This window comes from Pararhizobium sp. LjRoot235 (genome assembly GCF_964254145.1).
Lineage (GTDB): Bacteria > Pseudomonadota > Alphaproteobacteria > Rhizobiales > Rhizobiaceae > Pararhizobium.
This window is the reverse complement of record NZ_CAXUSP020000001.1, coordinates 921,797-941,425: the sequence shown is the minus strand read 5'-3', so window position 1 is coordinate 941,425 and position 19,629 is coordinate 921,797. Positions and strand designations below refer to the sequence as shown.

General features: G+C 60.9%; 18 protein-coding genes. 15 read left to right on the top strand and 3 right to left on the bottom strand.

The window, feature by feature from the left end:
* Nucleotides 1-175 precede the first annotated feature (175 nt).
* Nucleotides 176-1,333, top strand: a complete 1,158-nt coding sequence (locus ACSQ2Z_RS04400; protein ID WP_436082976.1) for an aminodeoxychorismate synthase component I — start codon at nt 176-178, stop codon at nt 1,331-1,333.
* Between the two features lie 266 nt (nt 1,334-1,599).
* Entirely contained in the window at nt 1,600-2,217 is a 618-nt protein-coding gene (locus ACSQ2Z_RS04395) for an aminotransferase class IV family protein (protein WP_436082975.1), read from the top strand.
* 148 nt (nt 2,218-2,365) lie between these two features.
* Here the strand turns inward: ACSQ2Z_RS04395 and hppD are convergent, their stop codons facing one another.
* The gene (gene hppD, locus ACSQ2Z_RS04390; RefSeq protein WP_436080086.1) at nt 2,366-3,478 is read right to left on the bottom strand and encodes a 4-hydroxyphenylpyruvate dioxygenase; all 1,113 of its coding nucleotides are present in this window, start codon (nt 3,476-3,478) and stop codon (nt 2,366-2,368) included.
* A 131-nt stretch (nt 3,479-3,609) separates the two neighbouring features.
* On the opposite strand from hppD, the gene ACSQ2Z_RS04385 reads away from it, so the two are divergent.
* Nucleotides 3,610-4,089: an Lrp/AsnC family transcriptional regulator gene (locus ACSQ2Z_RS04385; protein ID WP_436080085.1), complete on the top strand. Its 480-nt coding sequence runs from the start codon at nt 3,610-3,612 to the stop codon at nt 4,087-4,089.
* A 7-nt stretch (nt 4,090-4,096) separates the two neighbouring features.
* Here ACSQ2Z_RS04385 and ACSQ2Z_RS04380 read toward each other — a convergent pair whose 3' ends face one another.
* Entirely contained in the window at nt 4,097-4,558 is a 462-nt protein-coding gene (locus ACSQ2Z_RS04380; RefSeq protein WP_436080084.1) for a MarR family winged helix-turn-helix transcriptional regulator, read from the bottom strand.
* Between the two features lie 80 nt (nt 4,559-4,638).
* Between ACSQ2Z_RS04380 and hmgA the strand changes: the two genes are divergently transcribed.
* The 11 genes from hmgA to ACSQ2Z_RS04325 all read left to right on the top strand — a co-directional run bounded on the left by hmgA (nt 4,639) and on the right by ACSQ2Z_RS04325 (nt 17,059).
* The gene (gene hmgA, locus ACSQ2Z_RS04375; RefSeq protein ID WP_436080083.1) at nt 4,639-5,994 is read left to right on the top strand and encodes a homogentisate 1,2-dioxygenase; all 1,356 of its coding nucleotides are present in this window, start codon (nt 4,639-4,641) and stop codon (nt 5,992-5,994) included.
* Nucleotides 5,995-6,050: 56 nt separating this feature from the next.
* A complete protein-coding gene (locus ACSQ2Z_RS04370; RefSeq protein WP_436080082.1) occupies nt 6,051-7,067 on the top strand; it encodes a fumarylacetoacetate hydrolase family protein in 1,017 nt (338 codons plus the stop codon).
* Nucleotides 7,068-7,075: 8 nt separating this feature from the next.
* Nucleotides 7,076-7,729 (top strand): maleylacetoacetate isomerase, encoded by a 654-nt coding sequence (gene maiA, locus ACSQ2Z_RS04365; protein ID WP_436080081.1) that lies wholly within the window; start codon nt 7,076-7,078, stop codon nt 7,727-7,729.
* A gap of 230 nt (nt 7,730-7,959) precedes the next feature.
* Nucleotides 7,960-8,271 (top strand): hypothetical protein, encoded by a 312-nt coding sequence (locus ACSQ2Z_RS04360; protein WP_436080080.1) that lies wholly within the window; start codon nt 7,960-7,962, stop codon nt 8,269-8,271.
* A 299-nt stretch (nt 8,272-8,570) separates the two neighbouring features.
* Complete coding sequence (locus tag ACSQ2Z_RS04355) at nt 8,571-10,022, top strand: homospermidine synthase (protein ID WP_436080079.1); 1,452 nt, start codon at nt 8,571-8,573, stop codon at nt 10,020-10,022.
* Nucleotides 10,023-10,196: 174 nt separating this feature from the next.
* Nucleotides 10,197-10,565, top strand: a complete 369-nt coding sequence (gene omp10, locus ACSQ2Z_RS04350; protein ID WP_436080078.1) for an outer membrane lipoprotein Omp10 — start codon at nt 10,197-10,199, stop codon at nt 10,563-10,565.
* A gap of 216 nt (nt 10,566-10,781) precedes the next feature.
* Nucleotides 10,782-12,692, top strand: coding sequence for a 5'-nucleotidase C-terminal domain-containing protein (locus ACSQ2Z_RS04345; protein WP_436080077.1), 1,911 nt, complete (start codon nt 10,782-10,784; stop codon nt 12,690-12,692).
* A gap of 131 nt (nt 12,693-12,823) precedes the next feature.
* Entirely contained in the window at nt 12,824-13,855 is a 1,032-nt protein-coding gene (gene hemH / locus ACSQ2Z_RS04340; protein WP_436080076.1) for a ferrochelatase, read from the top strand.
* 146 nt (nt 13,856-14,001) lie between these two features.
* On the top strand, nt 14,002-15,009 hold the full coding sequence (locus ACSQ2Z_RS04335; protein WP_436080075.1) for an SPFH domain-containing protein: 1,008 nt from the start codon (nt 14,002-14,004) through the stop codon (nt 15,007-15,009).
* A gap of 3 nt (nt 15,010-15,012) precedes the next feature.
* Nucleotides 15,013-15,471 carry an NfeD family protein gene (locus ACSQ2Z_RS04330; protein ID WP_436080074.1) on the top strand — a complete coding sequence of 153 codons (459 nt, stop codon included), beginning with the start codon at nt 15,013-15,015 and terminating at the stop codon, nt 15,469-15,471.
* Between the two features lie 88 nt (nt 15,472-15,559).
* Complete coding sequence (locus ACSQ2Z_RS04325; protein WP_436080073.1) at nt 15,560-17,059, top strand: outer membrane beta-barrel protein; 1,500 nt, start codon at nt 15,560-15,562, stop codon at nt 17,057-17,059.
* Nucleotides 17,060-17,115: 56 nt separating this feature from the next.
* Here ACSQ2Z_RS04325 and galU read toward each other — a convergent pair whose 3' ends face one another.
* Entirely contained in the window at nt 17,116-18,003 is an 888-nt protein-coding gene (gene galU, locus ACSQ2Z_RS04320; protein WP_436080072.1) for a UTP--glucose-1-phosphate uridylyltransferase GalU, read from the bottom strand.
* A 303-nt stretch (nt 18,004-18,306) separates the two neighbouring features.
* On the opposite strand from galU, the gene ACSQ2Z_RS04315 reads away from it, so the two are divergent.
* Nucleotides 18,307-19,527 (top strand): lytic murein transglycosylase, encoded by a 1,221-nt coding sequence (locus ACSQ2Z_RS04315; RefSeq protein WP_436080071.1) that lies wholly within the window; start codon nt 18,307-18,309, stop codon nt 19,525-19,527.
* Nucleotides 19,528-19,629: the final 102 nt, after the last annotated feature.

The window sequence follows — 19,629 nt, the reverse complement described above, 5'->3', positions numbered from 1 at the left end:
AGGATATGGAAGCGCATTTCGCAGATCTTGGCATGAATCCTCGGGTCAAGCCCGAGGATGACGATCTGGAGACTTGGCGAACAAAAAAACTGAACCTGGCATTCCGCGGGCGCCCCCATTCCCCGTCATCCTCGGGCTTGACCCGAGCATCCATGCGGACACCGACGTGAGCAGCATGACCGATACCGGCCCCTTTGTCCTTTTCCGCGACGACAGCGAAGACAGGACGACCGTCTTCACCGAGCCTTCGCATGTCATCACGGCGCGGACGAAGGCCGAGTTCTGGCGCGGGCTCGAGGACATGGAAGCCGCATACAGCGCCGGAAAATGGCTTGCGGGCTTCATGAGCTATGAGGCGGGCCATCTCTTCGAGAAGAAGCTTGCTCCCTTTGCCGAGGAAAACCGCCGCACGCCGCTCATGTCCTTCGGTGTCTTCGACGGACCGGCCGAGGCACATCCGCTTTGCGAGCCCCGGCGCCGCATTGAAAATGAGCCGTTCATCACCGAGCCCCGCGCAAGCTGGAACTTTGATGCCTACAGGCAGCGCTTCGATCGCCTGCACCAGCATCTGCGACAGGGCGATTGTTACCAGGCGAACCTCACCATGCGGGTCGCTGCCCGCTGGAACGGCGATCCGCTCGCCGCCTTCTGGTCGCTGATCGAGCGGCAGCCGGTGAAATACGGCGCGCTCGTCTCGCTCGACGGCCCGACCTTGTTGTCGCGCTCGCCGGAACTTTTCTTCAAGGTCGACAAGGAGGGCTGGATCGAGACACACCCGATGAAGGGCACCGCCCGGCGCGGAGCAAGCCCGGCGGAGGATGAGGAAATCATCCGTGAGATGCGTGCCGATCCGAAATCGCAGGCCGAAAACAGGATGATCGTCGATCTCTTGCGCAACGATATCTCCCGCATCACCGAGATCGGCACGCTCGAGGTCCCGCGCCTTTTCGACATCGAGACCTATCCGACGGTGCACCAGATGGTGAGCCACGTTCGGGCAAAACTGCTGCCGGACGTCGGAATCAGCCGGATTTTCGAAGCGCTGTTCCCGTGCGGTTCGGTCACCGGCGCGCCAAAAATGCGGGCAATGGAAATCCTGCATGATCTGGAAGCCGGCCCGCGCGACGCCTATTGCGGCTCGATCGGCTTCATCGCGCCTGATGGTATCATGCGTTTCAACGTCGCCATCCGCACGCTGTCGCTCTTTCCGGATGGCGAAGCCGTCTTCAACGTCGGCGGCGGCATCGTTTTCGATTCGACCGCCGAAGCGGAATATGAGGAATGCCTGCTGAAAGCACGCTTCGCCGTCGGCGACGCCTGGATCGAGCGATGACGGAGTTTTCGCTGATCGAAACGATGCGATGGGAACCGGGCACCGGCATCGTCCGCCTGCGGCTGCACCTCGCCCGCCTGAAGCGCTCGGCCGGGCGGCTGGGATTTGCCGGGGCAGACCAGGTTGAAAACGCGTTGGAGGAAGCGCTTGGAGCGCCCCTTTCCCCTTCGCCAAACAGGTCTTCGGAAGATAAGTGTACGAACGAGGCCATCGCCGCGCCCTCCCTCTTCTCCCCAGCGGGGAGAAGTGCCGAGCGCAGCGAGGCGATGAGGGGGTCTGTCGGCGAACTCGGTAGCGGCATTCCCCCCTCATCCGGCGCTGCGCGCCACCTTCTCCCCGCAGGGGAGAAGAAGGAGCAAGCACAGGGCGACTTGAAAACAGCAAACGCCGAAGTCCTGGATCAATTGCCATCGCCCCTCCGCGTCCGCCTGACGCTGAGCCCCTCCGGCGAGATCGCCATCACCACCGCGCCCTTCACACCGCTTCCCGAAAACACCATCTGGCGCGTCGCGGTCGCCGCCGTCCGCCTCGATTCGGCCAACAAGCTCCTGCGCCACAAGACCACCCGGCGCGAGATCTACGAGGCGGCGCGGGGCGAATATCCAGCTGCCGCTGCCGACGAAGTCCTGCTGCTCAATGAGAGAGGCGAACCCTGCGAGGGCACGATCACGTCGATCTTTCTCGACGACGGAACGGGCATGTTGAAGACGCCGCCGATATCCTGCGGTCTGCTCGCAGGCGTGCTCAGGACCGAACTGATTTGCGCCCGCCGCGCCCGCGTAAAGCGCCTGACGCTCGAAGATCTACAAAACGGCACGCTTTATGTGGGCAATTCACTCCGTGGGTTGATCAGGGCGGAGCTGGTCTACTGCATAATTCCTTAAATCGGAATCGATTTAAGGAATTATGCAGCAGTTTCAAAGTGCTACAGCGTCCTTTGCGCGTCATGTTTGACGCGCGGCGCTGTAGGAGCAAAAAATGGCCCCGCCGGCGCGAAGCCGGCGGCGCTTGGCAAACTGCGAAGATTTCCCGTTATTCCGCAGCTGTCGGGTGCAGCACGCCGCGGCGGATCTGGTCTGCTTCGATCGATTCGAAGAGGGCACGGAAGTTGCCTTCCCCGAACCCTTCATCGCCCTTGCGCTGGATGAATTCGAAGAAGATCGGACCGATCACGGTCTTCGAGAATATCTGCAGGAGAATGCGGGTTGTGCCGCCATCCACCACGCCTTCGCCGTCGATCAGGATACCATGCTGTTTCATCCTCTCGATCGGCTCGTCGTGCCCATGCACGCGTTCATGAGAGAGCTCGTAATAGGTATCCGGCGGGCCCGGCATGAATTTCAGCCCGTTGGCAGCGAGCTTGTCGGTGGCGTCGTAGATACCTTCCGTTCCGACCGCGATGTGCTGGATGCCTTCGCCCTTGTACTTGCGCAGATATTCCTCGATCTGGCTGGTATCGTCCTTCGATTCGTTGAGCGGAATGCGGATCTTGCCGCAGGGCGAGGTGATCGCCCGGCTCGTCAGACCCGTGATGCGGCCATCGATGTTGAAGAAGTGGATCTGCTTGAAACCGAAGAGCTCGCGATAAAACGCCCACCACTTGTCCATGTTGCCGCGGTAGACATTGTGCGTCAGGTGATCGAGATAATAGAAGCCGACGCCCTCCGGCTTCGGATCGCGCTCGCCCAGCCATTCGAATTCGGCCTCATAGGGCGAGCCCTTCTTGCCGTAGGTCTCGATGAAATAGAGCAACGACCCGCCGATGCCGACGATGGCCGGAACGTCAAGCGCCTTGTCCTGGCCTTCATAGGGCGTCGCACCCTTCGACACAGCGTGCTCGAAAGCGTGCTTGGCATCGACGACGCGCCAGGCCATGGACGGCGCGCAGGGGCCGTGAGCGGCGACGAAGCGCATGGCATGGCTGCCCGGTTCGGCATTGAGCAGATAGTTGATATCGCCCTGGCGCCAGACGGTGATGTCCTTCGTGCGGTGCTTGGCAACGCAGGTGTAGCCCATGCGGGTGAAAAGTTCTCTCAGCTTTTCCGGCTCGGGATGAGAGAACTCGACAAACTCGAAACCGTCCGTCCCTGCCGGGTTTTCGGCGGTTATGCCGGACGGGGGTGCATCATGCGGGAAGGGTCCCATGGTTCTCTCCTTTGAACTCCTCGAATGTTGAGGCGATCATGGCGCAAATCCCATGCATTGTGCTTGCATTCTTGCGTGATATAACCAGATCAATGCATGATCTGTGCGAAATTTGACGAAGGTATGCACAAATGGAACAGATGGATGGTTACGACCTGAAGATCCTTGCCGAATTGCAGCGCGACGGCCACCTGACCAACAATGAACTGTCGGATCTTATCGCCCTGTCGCCGTCGCAGTGCTCCCGCCGCCGCGCCCGGCTGGAGGCGGAAGGCTTCATTCACGGCTACCGCGCCGTGCTCGATCGCGGCCGGCTTGGGCTCGATCTGATGGTCGTGATCGCCGTCACCCTTGCCACCCATAACCGCGACAATGCCAAGCGTTTCGCAGCCCTGATCGCCGATCTGCCGGAGGTGCTGGAATGCTACGCCCTGACCGGCGAGATGGACTATCACCTCAAGGTCGTGACCTACGACCTGGCCGGCCTATCGCACTTCGTCAACGACGTGCTCCTGCCGCATGACAGCGTGCAACATGTAAAGACCTCGATCGTACTGGCGACGTTGAAGGACTTTCAGGGGTTGCCGGTTCGCCAGCGCGGCAAGCACTGAGCGTGCCTCAGCGGCGCCGTTTCGCCATGGCGTTTTCAACAGCTGTCAGCCCGGACGACAGGGCCTTCAGGCCATCCCTCCCCAGGAGCTTTTCCAGTTCCGCCGAATAGTCGCGCGCAAGCCGTGTCAGCTCCCGATAGGCTTTAGTCCCCGCAGCCGTCAGTTCCAGGTGTTCGACGCGACGGTCTTCCTCATGCTGCGTCCGCTTTAGCCACCGGCGCTCCTCCAGTGCGAAGACGGCGCGGCTGACCTTCGTCTTGTGCATGGTCGAATGAACGCCGACCTCGGTCGCCGTCATGCGCCCCGAGCTCCCAAGTGCCGCCAGTGTCCGCCACTCTGGCCGCGTCAGGCCATATTCGGCCTTGTAGGCGGCGGCGAAGCGCAAGGCGATGAACTCCGCGGCGCGATTGAGGCGAAACGGCAGGAACCGTTCGAGATCGAAGTCGCTTATGACATTCTTGGGGTCCATGCTTGGGGTCCATGACTTCCTTGATAGTTACAAAATCGACAGTTACATTTGTAACCATATCTGTTGAGGAGGCGCAAGCCATGCTGGAGAAAACCCGAACCACCGCGGTCGATGCCGTGGCGAACAGCCCGCAATACATGCCGGGCTTCGGCAACGACTTCGAGACCGAATCCCTGCCCGGAGCCCTCCCGCAGGGCCAGAACAGTCCACAGAAATGCAATTACGGGCTCTATGCCGAGCAACTGTCCGGCTCCCCCTTCACGGCACCGCGCGGCACCAACGAGCGCTCGTGGCTCTACCGCATCCGCCCGAGCGTGCGGCACACCCGCCGGTTTTCCAATGCGGGCTATCCCTTCTGGAGATCGGCGCCGTGCCTCGACGATCACTCCCTGCCGCTCGGCCAGCTGCGCTGGAGCCCGATCCAGGCGCCAAAAGAAAAGCTCAACTTCCTCGCCGGCATCCGCACGATGACGGCCGCGGGCGACGTGATGACCCAGATCGGCATGGCGGCGCATGCCTATGTCTTCAACGACGATATGATCGACGACTATTTCTTCAATGCCGATGGCGAACTGCTGGTCGTGCCGCAGCTTGGCGCCATGCGCGTCTTTACCGAAATGGGCATCATCGATGTCGAACCATCCGAGATCTGCCTCATCCCGCGCGGCATGATGTTCAAGGTCTCGCGCCTCGGCGAAGGGCCTGAGTGGCGTGGCTATATCTGCGAGAACTACGGCGCCAAGTTCACGCTGCCGGATCGCGGCCCGATCGGTGCCAATTGCCTCGCCAACCCGCGCGATTTCAAGACGCCGGTTGCCGCCTATGAAGACAAGGAAACGCCGTGCCGCGTGCACGTGAAATGGTGCGGCAAGTTCTACGTCACCGAGATCGGCCATTCGCCGCTCGACGTCGTCGCCTGGCACGGCAATTACGCCCCGTTCAAATACGACCTCAGGACCTTCTCTCCGGTCGGCGCCATCCTGTTCGACCATCCCGATCCGTCGATCTTCACCGTGCTGACGGCGCCGACGGAGGAATCGGGCACCGCCAATGTCGATTTCGTCATCTTCCCGCCGCGCTGGCTGGTCGCCGAACACACCTTCCGCCCGCCGTGGTACCACCGCAACATCATGAGCGAGTTCATGGGGCTGATCCATGGTCAATACGATGCCAAGGAAGAGGGCTTCGTGCCGGGTGGCATCAGCCTGCACAACATGATGTTGCCGCACGGCCCGGATGCGATGGGTTTCGAAAAGGCCTCCAATGTCGAGCTGAAACCGATGAAACTCGAACACACCATGGCCTTCATGTTCGAGACCCGCTACCCGCAGCAACTGACACGCTACGCCGCTGAACTTGAGACGCTGCAGGACGACTATCTCGAATGCTGGGACGGGCTGGAGCGCAGGTTCGACGGCACGCCCGGCATCAAGTAACGTTGGGCGCGACAACTGAGAGCCAATCGATTACTCGAAAAGTGGAATAGAGAACCATGAAACTTGCAACCCTCAAGGATAGCACCCGGGACGGCCGGCTCGTCGTCGTCTCCCGGGATCTGACCCGCTGCTCCGAGGTCGGCCACATCGCTCGCACCTTGCAGGCTGCGCTGGATGACTGGGAGCACGTGGCGCCGCGTCTCGCCGCGGTGGCTGAAGGGCTGGAGGCCGGCGCCCAGCCGTCCATGCGGTTTCATGAACACGACACCGCCTCGCCGCTGCCGCGTGCCTATCAGTGGGCGGACGGCTCGGCCTATGTCAATCACGTTGAACTGGTGCGCAAGGCCCGCAACGCCGAAATGCCGGTGACGTTCTGGACCGACCCGCTGATGTACCAGGGCGGCTCGGACAGCTTTATCGGCCCCCGCGATCCGATTGTCATGGCCGACGAATCCTTCGGCATCGACATGGAGGCAGAGATCGCCGTCATCGTTGACGATGTGCCGATGGGAGCGACGATCGACGAGGCCCGCGCGGCGATCCGGCTGGTGATGCTCGTCAACGACGTCTCCCTGCGCTGGCTGATCCCAGCCGAACTCGCCAAGGGTTTCGGCTTCTTCCAGTCCAAACCCTCCTCTGCCTTCTCGCCCGTTGCGGTGACGCCGGATGAACTTGGCAGTGCCTGGGATAGCGGCAAGCTGCACCTGCCGCTCCATGTCGATCTCAACGGCAAGCCTTTCGGCCGCGCCAATGCCGGCGTCGACATGACCTTCGATTTCGGCGAACTCATTGCGCACGCCGCCAAGACCCGGCCGCTCTGCGCCGGCACCATCATCGGCTCGGGCACGGTTTCCAACAAGCTCGACGACGGACCGGGAAAGCCGGTCGCGCAGGGCGGCGCCGGCTATTCCTGCATCGCCGAAATCCGCATGATCGAGACCATCGAAACAGGCGCTCCGATCACGCCGTTCATGCGGTTCGGCGACACCGTTCGTATCGAGATGAGGGACGAGGCAGGACACTCGATCTTCGGGGCGATCGAACAGACTGTGACGAAGTATCAAAGAGATTGAGGTGACTCATGGGCGAAACGGTTCTGTTCGACTACTGGCGCTCATCGGCCAGCTACCGCGTGCGGATCGCGCTCAACATGCTGGCGATTCCCTACCGGTCCGTACCCGTCGATCTCCTGGCTGGAGAACACAGACAGCAGGAGCATCTCGTCCGCAATCCCCAAGGCCTGGTTCCCGCGCTTGAGATCGATGGGCGAATACTCACACAGTCGCTGGCGATCATCGAATATCTCTCGGAGACACGGCCGGGTTCGCTGCTGCCCGCCGATCCAGTGGCCCGCCAGCGCGTCAGGGCGCTGTCCTACGCGATTGCCATGGATATCCATCCGATCTGCAATCTCGGCGTCGTCTTCCATGTCATGCAGCAATCAAAAGACCCGGACTCGGCGCGATCTGCATGGATGCGGAAGTTCATCGGCGAGGGTCTGGGTGCCTTCGAACGGATGCTGGACAGCCCCGAAACCGGCGAATTCTGCCACGGCGACCAGCCGAGCATGGCCGATCTGTGCCTTGTGCCGCAGATCTACAATGCCCGCCGATGGGGCATCGACCTTTCCGCCTGTCCGCGTGCCACGGTGATCGCCGGGAATTGCGAGCAACTTCCGGTATTTGCGCGGGCGCATCCGGATCAAGTCGCGATCTTGAATGCGAAACTGCGTTAGCGGCCATCATCACCTGCGCTTGCCCCGCACGTGGAAAGCTTCAATGTCGACCGCGACCCTGCCGGTCTCCAATAATCTTTTGAAAAATAATGAAATTTCTGCCATAATGCGCGTGTGGCGGCACCATTTACGCGTGTCGCGTTAGGTTCCGACCATAGGAATGCCGGCCCGGCAGGATAGGTCGAACCAATCTCCTTTTCCGCCAGACTACCGGCGAAAGGAGGTGCGGCATGGCACGCAAACTGATCCACATACTCACCGGGGCCGCACTTATGGCAGTTGCGGCGATGGCGCATCCAGCAGCGGCGCAGCAGATGTTTAATTGCGCCGAACATTCCAAGGTCGTCGAATTCCTCCGCTCGCATTATTCCGAGACACTCGTGGCCGTCGGTCTGATCAATGAGGGCGCCATCCTTGAGGTCTATGTCGCCGCGAGTGGCAGCTGGACGATGCTGGTGACCAACGTCAGCGGTCGCAGCTGCGTGGTCTTTGCCGGCCAGAACTGGGAAACCGTCCCGGTTGAACCGGACGCGAAGACATGATGTGCAGCAGCGCTTGCAGCATTCTGCGCTACCAGAAGGCGCCGAACGCGTAGCGCGTTGAATCGACGCCTCTTTATTCTCCTTCAATCACACGAGGTCCGTGAAACGGCGCAACAGGTGCGAACGGCGTCGCGCGTCCCCCAGCAACTCTTGCTGGCCGCTTCGCGATCTCGCCCGCGCGCGCTTTCCGGCCTCTTTATTGTGACAGAAATCTATGCTCTAGGGCCATTCGAGTCATGACAGGGCGAAATCCGCCCGTTAAACAGTCAAAAGAACCCGTCTCCAGGAGAGAAAGCAAAATGACAGAAACAACCTACCCGGTGTACGGCGAAATCACCGGGCCGATCGTGATGATCGGCTTCGGCTCCATCGGCCGCGGCACCCTGCCCCTGATCGAGCGCCACTTCAAATTCGACAAGAGCCGGATGGTTGTCATCGACCCGCGCGACGACGCAGACCACACCGAAATTATGGCAAAGCACGGCGTCAGGCATATCAAGTCGCATGTCACCAAGGACAACTACAAAGAGCTCCTGAAGCCGCTTCTGACTGAAGGCGGCGGCCAGGGTTTCTGCGTCAATCTTTCCGTCGATACGGGGTCGGTCGACCTGATGAAGCTCTGCCGCAAGCTTGACGTCCTCTACATCGACACGGTCGTCGAGCCCTGGCTCGGCTTCTATTTCGACAAAACCATGAGCAATGCCGAACGCACCAACTATGCGCTGCGCGAAACCATGCGTAAGGAAAAGGCGAAGAACTCGGGCGGCGCGACCGCCGTTTCCACCTGCGGCGCCAATCCGGGCATGGTCTCCTGGTTCGTCAAGCAGGCTCTGCTCAACCTCGCCAGCGATCTCGGCGTGAAGTTCGACGAGCCGGACCAGCATGATCGCGAAGGCTGGGCCAAGCTGATGAAAAAGGTCGGCGTCAAGGGTATCCACATCGCCGAGCGCGACACGCAGCTCACCAAGAAGCCGAAGCCGCTCAACGTCTTCTGGAACACCTGGTCGGTCGAGGGCTTCATCTCCGAAGGTCTGCAGCCGGCTGAACTCGGCTGGGGCACACACGAAAACTGGATGCCGAAGAACGCCAAAAAGCACAAGAAGGGCTGCCAGGCGGCCATCTATCTCGAGCAGCCGGGCGCCAACACCCGCGTTCGCACCTGGTGCCCGACGCCTGGTCCGCAATACGGCTTCCTCGTCACCCATAACGAATCCATCTCGATCGCCGACTTCTTCACCGTGCGCGACAAGGATGGCGACGTGACCTACCGTCCGACCTGCCACTATGCCTACCATCCGGCCAACGACGCTGTGCTCTCCCTGCACGAAATGTTCGGCAATGGCGGCAATGCGCAGCCGATCCATCACGTCCTCGACGAAAACGAGCTTGAGGACGGCATCGACGAACTTGGCGTGCTGCTCTACGGCCACGACAAGAACGCCTACTGGTACGGCTCGCGCCTGTCGCTGGAGGAAACCCGCCGCATCGCCCCCTACCAGAACGCGACCGGCCTGCAGGTGACCTCCGCCGTCCTCGCCGGCATGGTCTGGGCACTGGAAAACCCGCAAGCCGGCATCGTCGAAGCCGACGAGATCGATTACAAGCGCTGCCTCGAAGTGCAGATGCCCTATCTCGGACCGGTTGAAGGCCACTACACCGACTGGACCCCGCTCGACGGCCGTCCGGGCCTGTTCCCGGAAGAACTCGACACCAAGGATCCATGGCAGTTCAAGAACATCCTGTTTCGCTGAACTGTCTGATTAGGCTTTAAAATTCGACGCCCGGGGAACGATCCCCGGGCGTTTTTTTCGTCGACCTGCGAATAATCCGCCGCGCTCGTGCCCCACTCTTGCTTTCAACTCCTGATCACGGCATGGTTTTTTCAACTGAAAGATAGCTTTCCGCGCAGCATCCGGGAGACATATATGAAGCCGATCACCATCCTGACCCTCCTGTCCGCAGCGGCGGCGCTTGCCTCCTGCATGGGCTCGCGCGAAGTGCGCCAAATGCCGCCCGCTCAGATGGCACCGGCTGGTGTTGAAGGAGCGTGGGCCGATCCGAACGGCATCGTTTCAACCTTCGCGGGCGGCACCTTCACGACACGGACCACCGACACCAATCAGGTCCTGGCCTCCGGCAACTATGTCAATCTCTCGCCCACGTTGGTCGAAATCAACATGACCTCGATGGTCCGCAACACCCAGTCCAAGGTCAACTGCGCCATGGTCAGCCAGACGCAGCTCAACTGCACCACCGATTCCGGCGCCCAGTTCTCGCTTGTCCGTAAGAGCTGACCGGCTCGAGACCAACTGAAGCCTCCTCTGCGGAGTCTTTTGTTTAAACCCCTGGTTTTTAACCTTGCCGGGAAATGGTTGCAAAGAGTTGATTTTGCCGCTTGATGTCCGCGGCGTCTGGTGAAACCATCGCGGCCGATACGGCTGCCACGGAACAACGCAGCTGTGGTCTAATCCGCGGCGCTGCCTGCCTCACCCGCCAAACAGGAGACATATATGATAAGACATTTGCGAACCGGGCTGATGACGGCCTCGGTCCTTGCGCTTTCAACCAGTGCCGCCTTCGCCGATTATGAATTGAACATCCTGCACATCAACGATTTCCACTCCCGCATCGAATCGATAAACAAGTTCGATTCCACCTGCACGGCCGAGGAAGAAGGCAAGAACGAATGCTTCGGCGGCGCCGCCCGGCTGAAGGTGGCCATCGACCAGAAGCGTGGGGAATTGACCGGCAAGAACGTGCTGCTCCTGAATGCCGGCGACAACTTCCAGGGATCGTTGTTCTACACGACCTACAAGGGTGCCGCCGAAGCCGAATTCCTCAACCTGATGAAGTTCGATGCCATGACCGTCGGCAACCATGAATTCGACGACGGCGAAGACGGGCTGGCGACCTTCCTCGATAAGGTCACTTTCCCGGTTCTCTCGTCCAACGTGCTGGCCGGCACCAAGTCGAAGCTGATCGATCGTATCAAGCCGTCGCTGGTGCTTGATGTCGGCGGGCAGAAGGTCGGCATCGTCGGCGCGGTTGCCAACGACACGGCCGAAATCTCCTCGCCCGGCGACAATGTGCTGATCGGGCTCGACGTCGATACGATTACCACAGCTGTACAGGAATTGAAGAAGCAGGGCGTCGACAAGATCATCGCGCTCACCCATGTCGGCTATCCGCGCGACCTTGCCGTGATCGCAAAAATCCCCGATGTCGACGTGGTCGTCGGCGGCCACTCGCACAGCCTGTTGTCCAACACGGACGAGAAGGCCGAAGGTCCATATCCGACGTTGGTCGACAACCCCGGCGGCTACAAGGTACCTGTCGTGCAGGCCGGGTCCTACAGCAAGTATCTCGGCGATCTCGTCGTCACCTTCGATGACAGTGGCGTCGTCAAGTCGGCCAAGGGCGATCCGATCCTGATCGATTCCAAGATCAAGCCGGACGAGACGATCCTTGCCCGCATCAAGGAACTGGCAAAGCCGATCGAGGGACTAAAGACCAAGATCATCGGCAAGACCGACGCGCCGATCGATGGAAGCCGCGAAACCTGCCGCGCCCGCGAATGCGAGATGGGCGACCTCGTGACCGACGCCATGCTTGACCGCGTCAAGGGTCAGGGCGTCACCATCGCCATCACCAACGGTGGCGGCCTCAGAGCCTCGATCGACGCCGGCGACGTCTCGATGGGCGAAGTGATCACCGTCCTGCCGTTCCAGAACACGGTTGCGACGTTCCAGTTGAAGGGCGCCGACATCACGGCGGCACTCGAGAACGGCCTGAGCCAGATCGAGGAAGGCGGCGGCCGCTTCCCGCAGGTGGCGGGTATGACGTTTTCCTTCGACAAGTCCAAGCCGGTCGGCAGCCGCGTTTCGAAGGTCGAGGTCAAGGAAAGCGAAGCCTACGCGCCGCTTGATCCGGTCAAGACCTACAATGTCGTCTCCAACAACTACATGCGCAATGGCGGCGACGGCTATAGCGTCTTCAAGACCAAGGCCGAAAACGCCTATGACTACGGCCCGGGCCTCGAGACGGTTCTCGCCGACTACCTCGCGGCGCACAATCCCTACAAACCGATGACCGACGGCCGCATCACCGAAATCGCCGCTGCCACCGAGACCCAGCCCTCGGCGCAGGCAAGCACCGACACGGCCGCAAAGACAGTGACCCCCGACGCCAAGCCGGCCGAGCAGACCAAAACGGAAACCACGACGCCGGAAGCCAAACCTGCGGCAGAAACCGCGGCAGCGGCCGAGACCAAGCACGTCGTCGTCAAGGGCGATACGCTCTGGGATCTGGCCAAGGCCCTCTACGGCAATGGCGAACTCTGGAAAACGATCGCCGCGGCCAACGGCAATCCCGTTCCGGAAAAGCTGGAAATCGGCAAGGAACTGCAGATTCCCGCCAAGTAAGACAATATGTCTCTTGTCGAACAACCGGTCCGGGCTTTCCCGGGCCGGTTTTTCTTTTTAAGAACGGCATGCACCGCAGGGCCGCCTTGCCGTATAAGAGGCACGCTCGTCTTACCCCGCAGGATACCCGAATGACCGCGACCGACATCACCGCTCCGAACCATCCGCCCGTCAAATTTGGAAAAGTGGGCGTTTTGCTGGTCAATCTCGGCACGCCGGACGGCACCGACAAGACCTCGATGCGGCGCTACCTCAAGGAATTCCTGATGGACCGGCGCGTCATCGAATGGTCGCCGTTCTTCTGGTACCCGATCCTCTTCGGCATCGTCCTCAACACGCGTCCCGCCAAGGTCGGCAAAGCATACGAGACGATCTGGAACAAAGACCTCAACGAGAGCTACCTGCGCACGTATACACGCAACCAGGCGGAACGGATGGCGAAATCCTTCGCCAATCTTCCGAACGTGCGGGTCGACTGGGCGATGCGCTACGGCCAGCCGTCGATCCGGTCGAAGATGGAGGAACTGCAGAAGGACGGCTGCGAAAAAATCCTCGTCTTCCCGCTCTATCCGCAATATGCGGCAGCGACCACGGCAACCGTCAATGACGAGGCCTTCAAGGCGCTTCTGAAAATGCGCTGGCAGCCGGCTTTGCGCACCGTTCCGCCCTATCACGACGATCCCGTCTATATCGACGCTTTGGCCAACTCGATCACGAGCCACCTTGCGACGCTCGACTGGGAGCCGGAGGTGGTGCTTGCCTCCTTCCACGGCATCCCGCAATCCTATTCGGACAAGGGCGACCCCTACTACGACCAGTGCCAGACAACTGCACAGCTGCTGCGCGAAAGGCTCGGCTGGCCGAAGGAAAAACTGCAGCTCACCTTCCAGTCCCGCTTCGGGCCCGAGGAATGGCTGCAGCCCTATACCGACAAGACGGTCGAGAAACTGGCTCAGGAAGGCATCAAGCGGATCGCCGTCATCAATCCCGGCTTCGTTTCGGATTGCCTGGAGACGCTGGAGGAAATCGCCGAACAAGCCGCCGAGAGCTTCCATCACAACGGCGGCGAGAAGTTCACCCATATCCCCTGCCTCAACGACAGCCCGGGCGGCATGAGGGTGCTGGAGGGTGTCGTGCGCCGGGAATTGATGGGCTGGGCCTGACCACCCTCCTCTTGAGGGGGAGGTGGAGAGAGACCAGAACAGCGCTGCAAGAAATTCTCGCAATCCTTGCAAATAAGGCAGCCAACGGCCACGTCTTATCCTAAAGTGCGCTCAACAACAGGATGCACCCAACAGGAGAACACCTAATGCCACTGGCCGGACTGGATATTGCTGTCGTTGTACTTGTGGTGCTCGCCGTTCTTCTCATTTTCAAAGGGGTCAAAACAGTCCCGCAAGGCTACCGCTACACGGTCGAGCGGTTCGGCCGATATACGAAGACGCTTGAGCCGGGCCTCAATATCATCATTCCCTTCATCGACGGCATCGGCGCCAGGATGAACGTGATGGAGCAGGTGCTCGCCGTGCCGACGCAGGAGGTCATCACCCGCGACAATGCGAGCGTGTCGGCCGACGCCGTTGCCTTCTACCAGGTGCTCAACGCCGCCGAGGCCGCCTATCAGGTCTCCGACCTGCAGACGGCCATTTTGAACCTCACCATGACCAACATCCGCTCCGTCATGGGCTCGATGGACCTCGACGAGCTCCTGTCCAACCGCGACACGATCAACGACAAGCTGCTGCGCGTCGTCGATGAGGCTGTCGGCCCCTGGGGTATCAAGGTCACCCGCGTCGAGATCAAGGATATCCAGCCGCCCAAGGATCTGGTCGATGCCATGGCGCGGCAGATGAAGGCGGAGCGCGAGAAACGCGCCCAGGTGCTGGAAGCCGAGGGCTCGCGCAACGCGCAGATCCTGCGCGCCGAGGGCGCCAAGCAATCGGCGATCCTGCAGGCCGAAGGCCAACGCGAGGCAGCGTTCCGCGATGCCGAAGCGCGTGAACGCCTGGCGGAAGCCGAAGCCAAGGCCACCAAGATGGTGTCGGAGGCGATCGCCGCCGGCGACGTGCAGGCGATCAACTATTTCGTCGCGCAGAAATACACGGAAGCCATGGCGGCGATCGGCACCGCCCCGAATTCGAAGATCGTCCTGATGCCGATGGAAGCCTCCTCGCTGATCGGCTCGCTCGGCGGTATCGGCGCGATTGCCAGGGACGTGTTCGGCGATGGCGGCAATTCGCTGGCCCCCGTGCGGCAGACGACGCCACGCACGGCGCCCGTCCGCAATCCCTTTGCAACACCCCAACAGGAAAGCTGATCCATGATCGAGCGCATCATCCTTGAACTCGGCCCCTGGGGCTGGTGGGCGCTGGGTCTCATGCTGCTGGCAGCCGAAATCGTCGCGCCCGGCATGTTCCTCGTCTGGATCGGCATTGCTGCCATCCTGACCGGTGCCGTCTCCCTGCTGCTCTGGGAAACCAGCTTCTGGATGTGGCAGGCACAACTGGTGTTCTTCGCCATTCTCTCCGTCGCGGCGGTTTTCGCCGGGCGCCGCCTCCTTGCCCGCTCCGCCGATACGTCGGACGAACCGCTCCTCAACCAGCGCGGTGCCCGCCTGATCGGCCGCACAGCCGTGCTTGAAAAGCCAATCACCGAAGGCCGCGGCCGGATCCGGCTCGACGACACGACATGGACCGTCAGCGGGCCGGACCTGCCCGCCGGCGCCCGCGTCAAAGTGACCGGCAGCAGCGGTGGCCAACTGACCGTGGAAAGCGCCTGAAATTAAAGCCGAAAAGCCGTTTCGGAAAGGAACGGTTAACTACATCCGTTTACCGTTGCTAAATACTGGTAAACGGATTTCCGGGCATATGACGCCAATCTTTCCACGCACGAAGAGGACTTGCGTCCTGCGCCCGGCTGCCGCCGCCTGGCTCGTTGCCGGCTGCGCGATGCTCTCGCCCTGCATCGTTTCCGCTCAAGCTCTTGTTCCAGCATCCTCCGGTACCGGCACAACGGCTTCCAGCGATGACCCTGAAACGACCACACCCGGCACGACGAATACCAACGCTGCCGCAGCCGCTGGAACCGCGACCGGCCAGGATGCCCTCACCACCGGCTCGATCAGCACAGATGCAGGCGAACCGCTGCTCAACGATCCGATAATCGATGAGGATATGGCCCGCACCAATCTGCGCGAAAACACCGTCGATGGCCTGCGCTCGCAGCTCGATCTCGAACGCAACGATGCCCCGGGCATCCGGCTCGGCAGCTTCATCCTGAAGCCGACCCTCGGCCAGACCTTCAACTACGAAAGCACCAAGACCGGCAGTTCGAAGGAAAGCCGCAGCTATCTCGAAACCGGTTTGAAAGGCACGCTGACCTCCGACTGGTCGCGTCACCAGCTGTCCGTGACCGGCGAAGGCACCTGGCAGCGCAACGTCTCCGGCTCCAGCGAGACGGAGCCGACCGCCGACATTGAAGCCGCTCTGCGCCTCGATATCGGCAACGATACAACGGGAACGCTGAAGGCCGGCTACCATTTCGAACGCGAGGATGCGACGGATCCGAATGCCCTCAGCGGCGCCAGCAGTCAATCCGGCATCAATCAATACACGCTCGGCGCCGGCATTGCGCATGACTTCGGCATCCTGCGCGGCTCCGCCAAGGTGGATTTCGACCGCTACGTCTACGGCGACGCGGATCTCAGCGACGGCTCCACCTTGTCGATGCAGGATAGGAACCGCAATGCGGGCGCAGCCACCGTGCGCGTCGGCTATGAGCTTTCACCGGCGCTCATCCCGTTCATCGAAGCCTCGGCCGGAAAATCGATCTACGATCTGCGAACAGATACGTCCGGTTTCGAGCGCTCCTATGACAGCTATGGCGGCCGGGCCGGCGTCGAGGTCGGTCTCGGCGAAAAGCTCAACGGCGAAATCGCGCTCGGCTACGAGAACTACCGCTTCGACGACAATCGCCTCGATAATCTGAGCGGCTTCACCATCGACGGCCTGCTCAACTGGTCGCCCCAGCGCGGGACCAACATAACCTACGGCATTTCGACCGGCATCGAACCTTCGACCACGCCCGGCGACAGCGGTGCGCTCGCCTATACGCTGAGCAGCAAAGCGACACATGAATTGCGCTCGAACCTGGTGGCCCGCCTGTCGAACAGCCTGACCTTCCGCAACTATCCGTCCGGCAGCGTCTCGGAAGACCAGAGGGTCTGGCTCGCCGGCGCTGGCCTCACCTGGGACCTGAACCGCTATCTCGCCCTGACCGGCGATGTCGGCTACGAGCGCACAACGCAGGATATAGGCACCGCGACCAATGTCGCACGCGTAGGTGTCGGCCTGACGCTGCGACGTTAGACACGTAAAACCCGCCTGCTTTTGCTGCAGGCGGGCTTCTCTCATCGAACGCGAACTTACTGCAGCTTCGAAACAAGCGCCTTGAACTTGGCTTCGACGGTAGGGCGTATGTCGGCGCGCTCAAGCGCAAATGCAACGTTCGCAAGAATGAAGCCATCCTTGGCGCCACAGTCGTAGGTCTCGCCGCGGAACAGATAGCCGGCGAAGTCCTGGGACTTGAGCAGCTTCAGCATGCCGTCCGTGAGCTGGATTTCATTGCCTGCGCCGCGCTCCTGGTTTTCCAGGATGGAGAAGATTTCCGGCTGCAGGATGTAGCGGCCATTGATGAAGAAGTTTGACGGCGCCGTGCCCTTGGCCGGCTTTTCGACCATACCGGTGATGCGGAAGCCATCGCCGATCTTCTCGCCAACGCCGACGATGCCGTATTTATGCGCCTGGTCAGGTTCGCACTCCTCCACCGCGATGATGTTGCCGCCGCTCTCAGAATAGAGGTCGATCATCCCCTTCATGCAGCCCGGCTCGCCACGCATGATCATGTCGGGCAAAAGCAGCGCGAAGGGTTCGTTGCCGACGATCTCACGGGCACACCAGACGGCGTGACCGAGCCCCAACGGCTCCTGCTGGCGCGTAAAGCTCACCGAGCCCGCCTTCGGCAGCTGCTGGGCCAGAAGCGTCATCTCCGCCTTCTTGCTGCGCTCGCGCAGCGTCTGCTCAAGCTCGAAATGAATGTCGAAATAGTCCTCGATCACATGCTTGTTGCGGCCAGTGACAAAAACGAAATGTTCAATGCCTGCCTCGAGCGCCTCGTCGACGACATACTGGATGATGGGCTTGTCGACGACCGTCAGCATTTCCTTGGGAACGGCCTTGGTCGCCGGCAGAAATCTTGTTCCAAGACCGGCCACGGGGAATACGGCCTTACGAACTTTACGCTTGTCAGTCATTGACATCTCCAGAATCACGACATTGCAATCTTAAACGGGGCAAATTGTTATCAATAGGGATTAAGCGGCAAATTGCTATTTTTTTGCGAAAGAAGCCGATACCCCCTATTCATGGTAAAGAATTTGTTGACTTCATTTTCGTAAGATTCCCATTCTGGCGGTTGCCTTTTGGCTGAACGGCCCGAAAATGGAACCACATGCATGTAGCCTGTGCATGAAGCTGGCTCTAAGACTGTAAATTTGCGTACCGCCGATCAACCACATGATCTTGCGCGGAACGCCGACCAACGGAAACGACAGCTGATGACAAAGACCCGAAAAAATCTCCTTTGCCGTGCCGCCGCCGCGTTCATCACAGCCACAGCCCTGTTTGCCTCGTCGCCCGCCGCGGCGGATGCCGGTTTCGAGACCTGGATCAACAGCTTCTATGCCACCGCGGCAAAGAGCGGGATCACCAAGGCCACCTATCGCCAGGCTTTCGCCGGTATCAAGACGCCCGATCCGGACGTGCTTGAGAAAGCACGCTATCAGCCCGAATTCAAGCACAAGATCTGGGAATATATCGACAGCCGCGTGAACCCCTATACGCGCAAGATCGGACAGGAGATGGCGGTCAAGCATGGCCGAACGCTCGCCGCCCTGGAGCGCCACTTCGGCATCGACAAGACCATCCTCCTGGCGATCTGGTCGATGGAATCCAACTATGGCGCGGTCTTGGCAAAGGACGAGCGCCTCCATTATGTTCCGCGCGCCTTGGCGACCCTTGCCTATGCCGATCCGAAACGGGCCAAATATGCCAAGACCCAGTTGATTGCCGCATTGAAGATCCTGCAGAACGGCGACATCAGCCCGCGCGAACTCAACGGCTCCTGGGCAGGCGCCATGGGCCACACGCAGTTCATCCCGACCAGCTATCTGCTCTACGCCATCGACGCCGACGGCAACGGTCACAAGGACATCTGGAACTCCGTGCCGGATGCGCTGGCAACCGCTGCCAATCTGTTGAAGAAGAACGGCTGGCAGCCAGGTCAGACCTGGGGCTACGAAGTGGCCCCGCCGCGGGACGGCAGCCAATATGCCGGCCAGACGAAGACGCTCGCCCAGTGGGCCGCCCTCGGCTTCACCCGCCCGAACGGCAAGGGTTTCCGCAATGGTGGCCAGCGCGCGGAGCTGAAGATGCCCGGCGGAGCCGGCAGCCCGGGCTTCCTGATGAGCAAGAACTTCTTCGTCATCAAGCGCTACAATGCATCCGATTCCTATGCGCTCGGCGTCGGCCTGCTTGCCGACGAAATCGCCGGTTACGGCGGCATGCTGCAGGCCTGGAGCCGCCCGGACGGTTCGCTCGACATCAAGCAGAAGTTCGAGTTGCAGTCCCGCCTGAAATCACTCGGCTATTATGACGGCGAAGTCGACGGCAATTTCGGCACCGGTTCAAAGGCCGCCATCCAGGCCTTTCAGAGCCGCAACGGTCTCGCACCGGACGGCGAACCGACACAACATCTGTTGAAGGCTCTGCGGAACTAGCCCTCAATTGCGGCGCATTCCTGCGCCACGATCGGCGGATACAGAAGGCTGCCCATGCCGGTGCGCCGCATTGGCTTTAGCGCGAAAGACGCCCTGGACAGT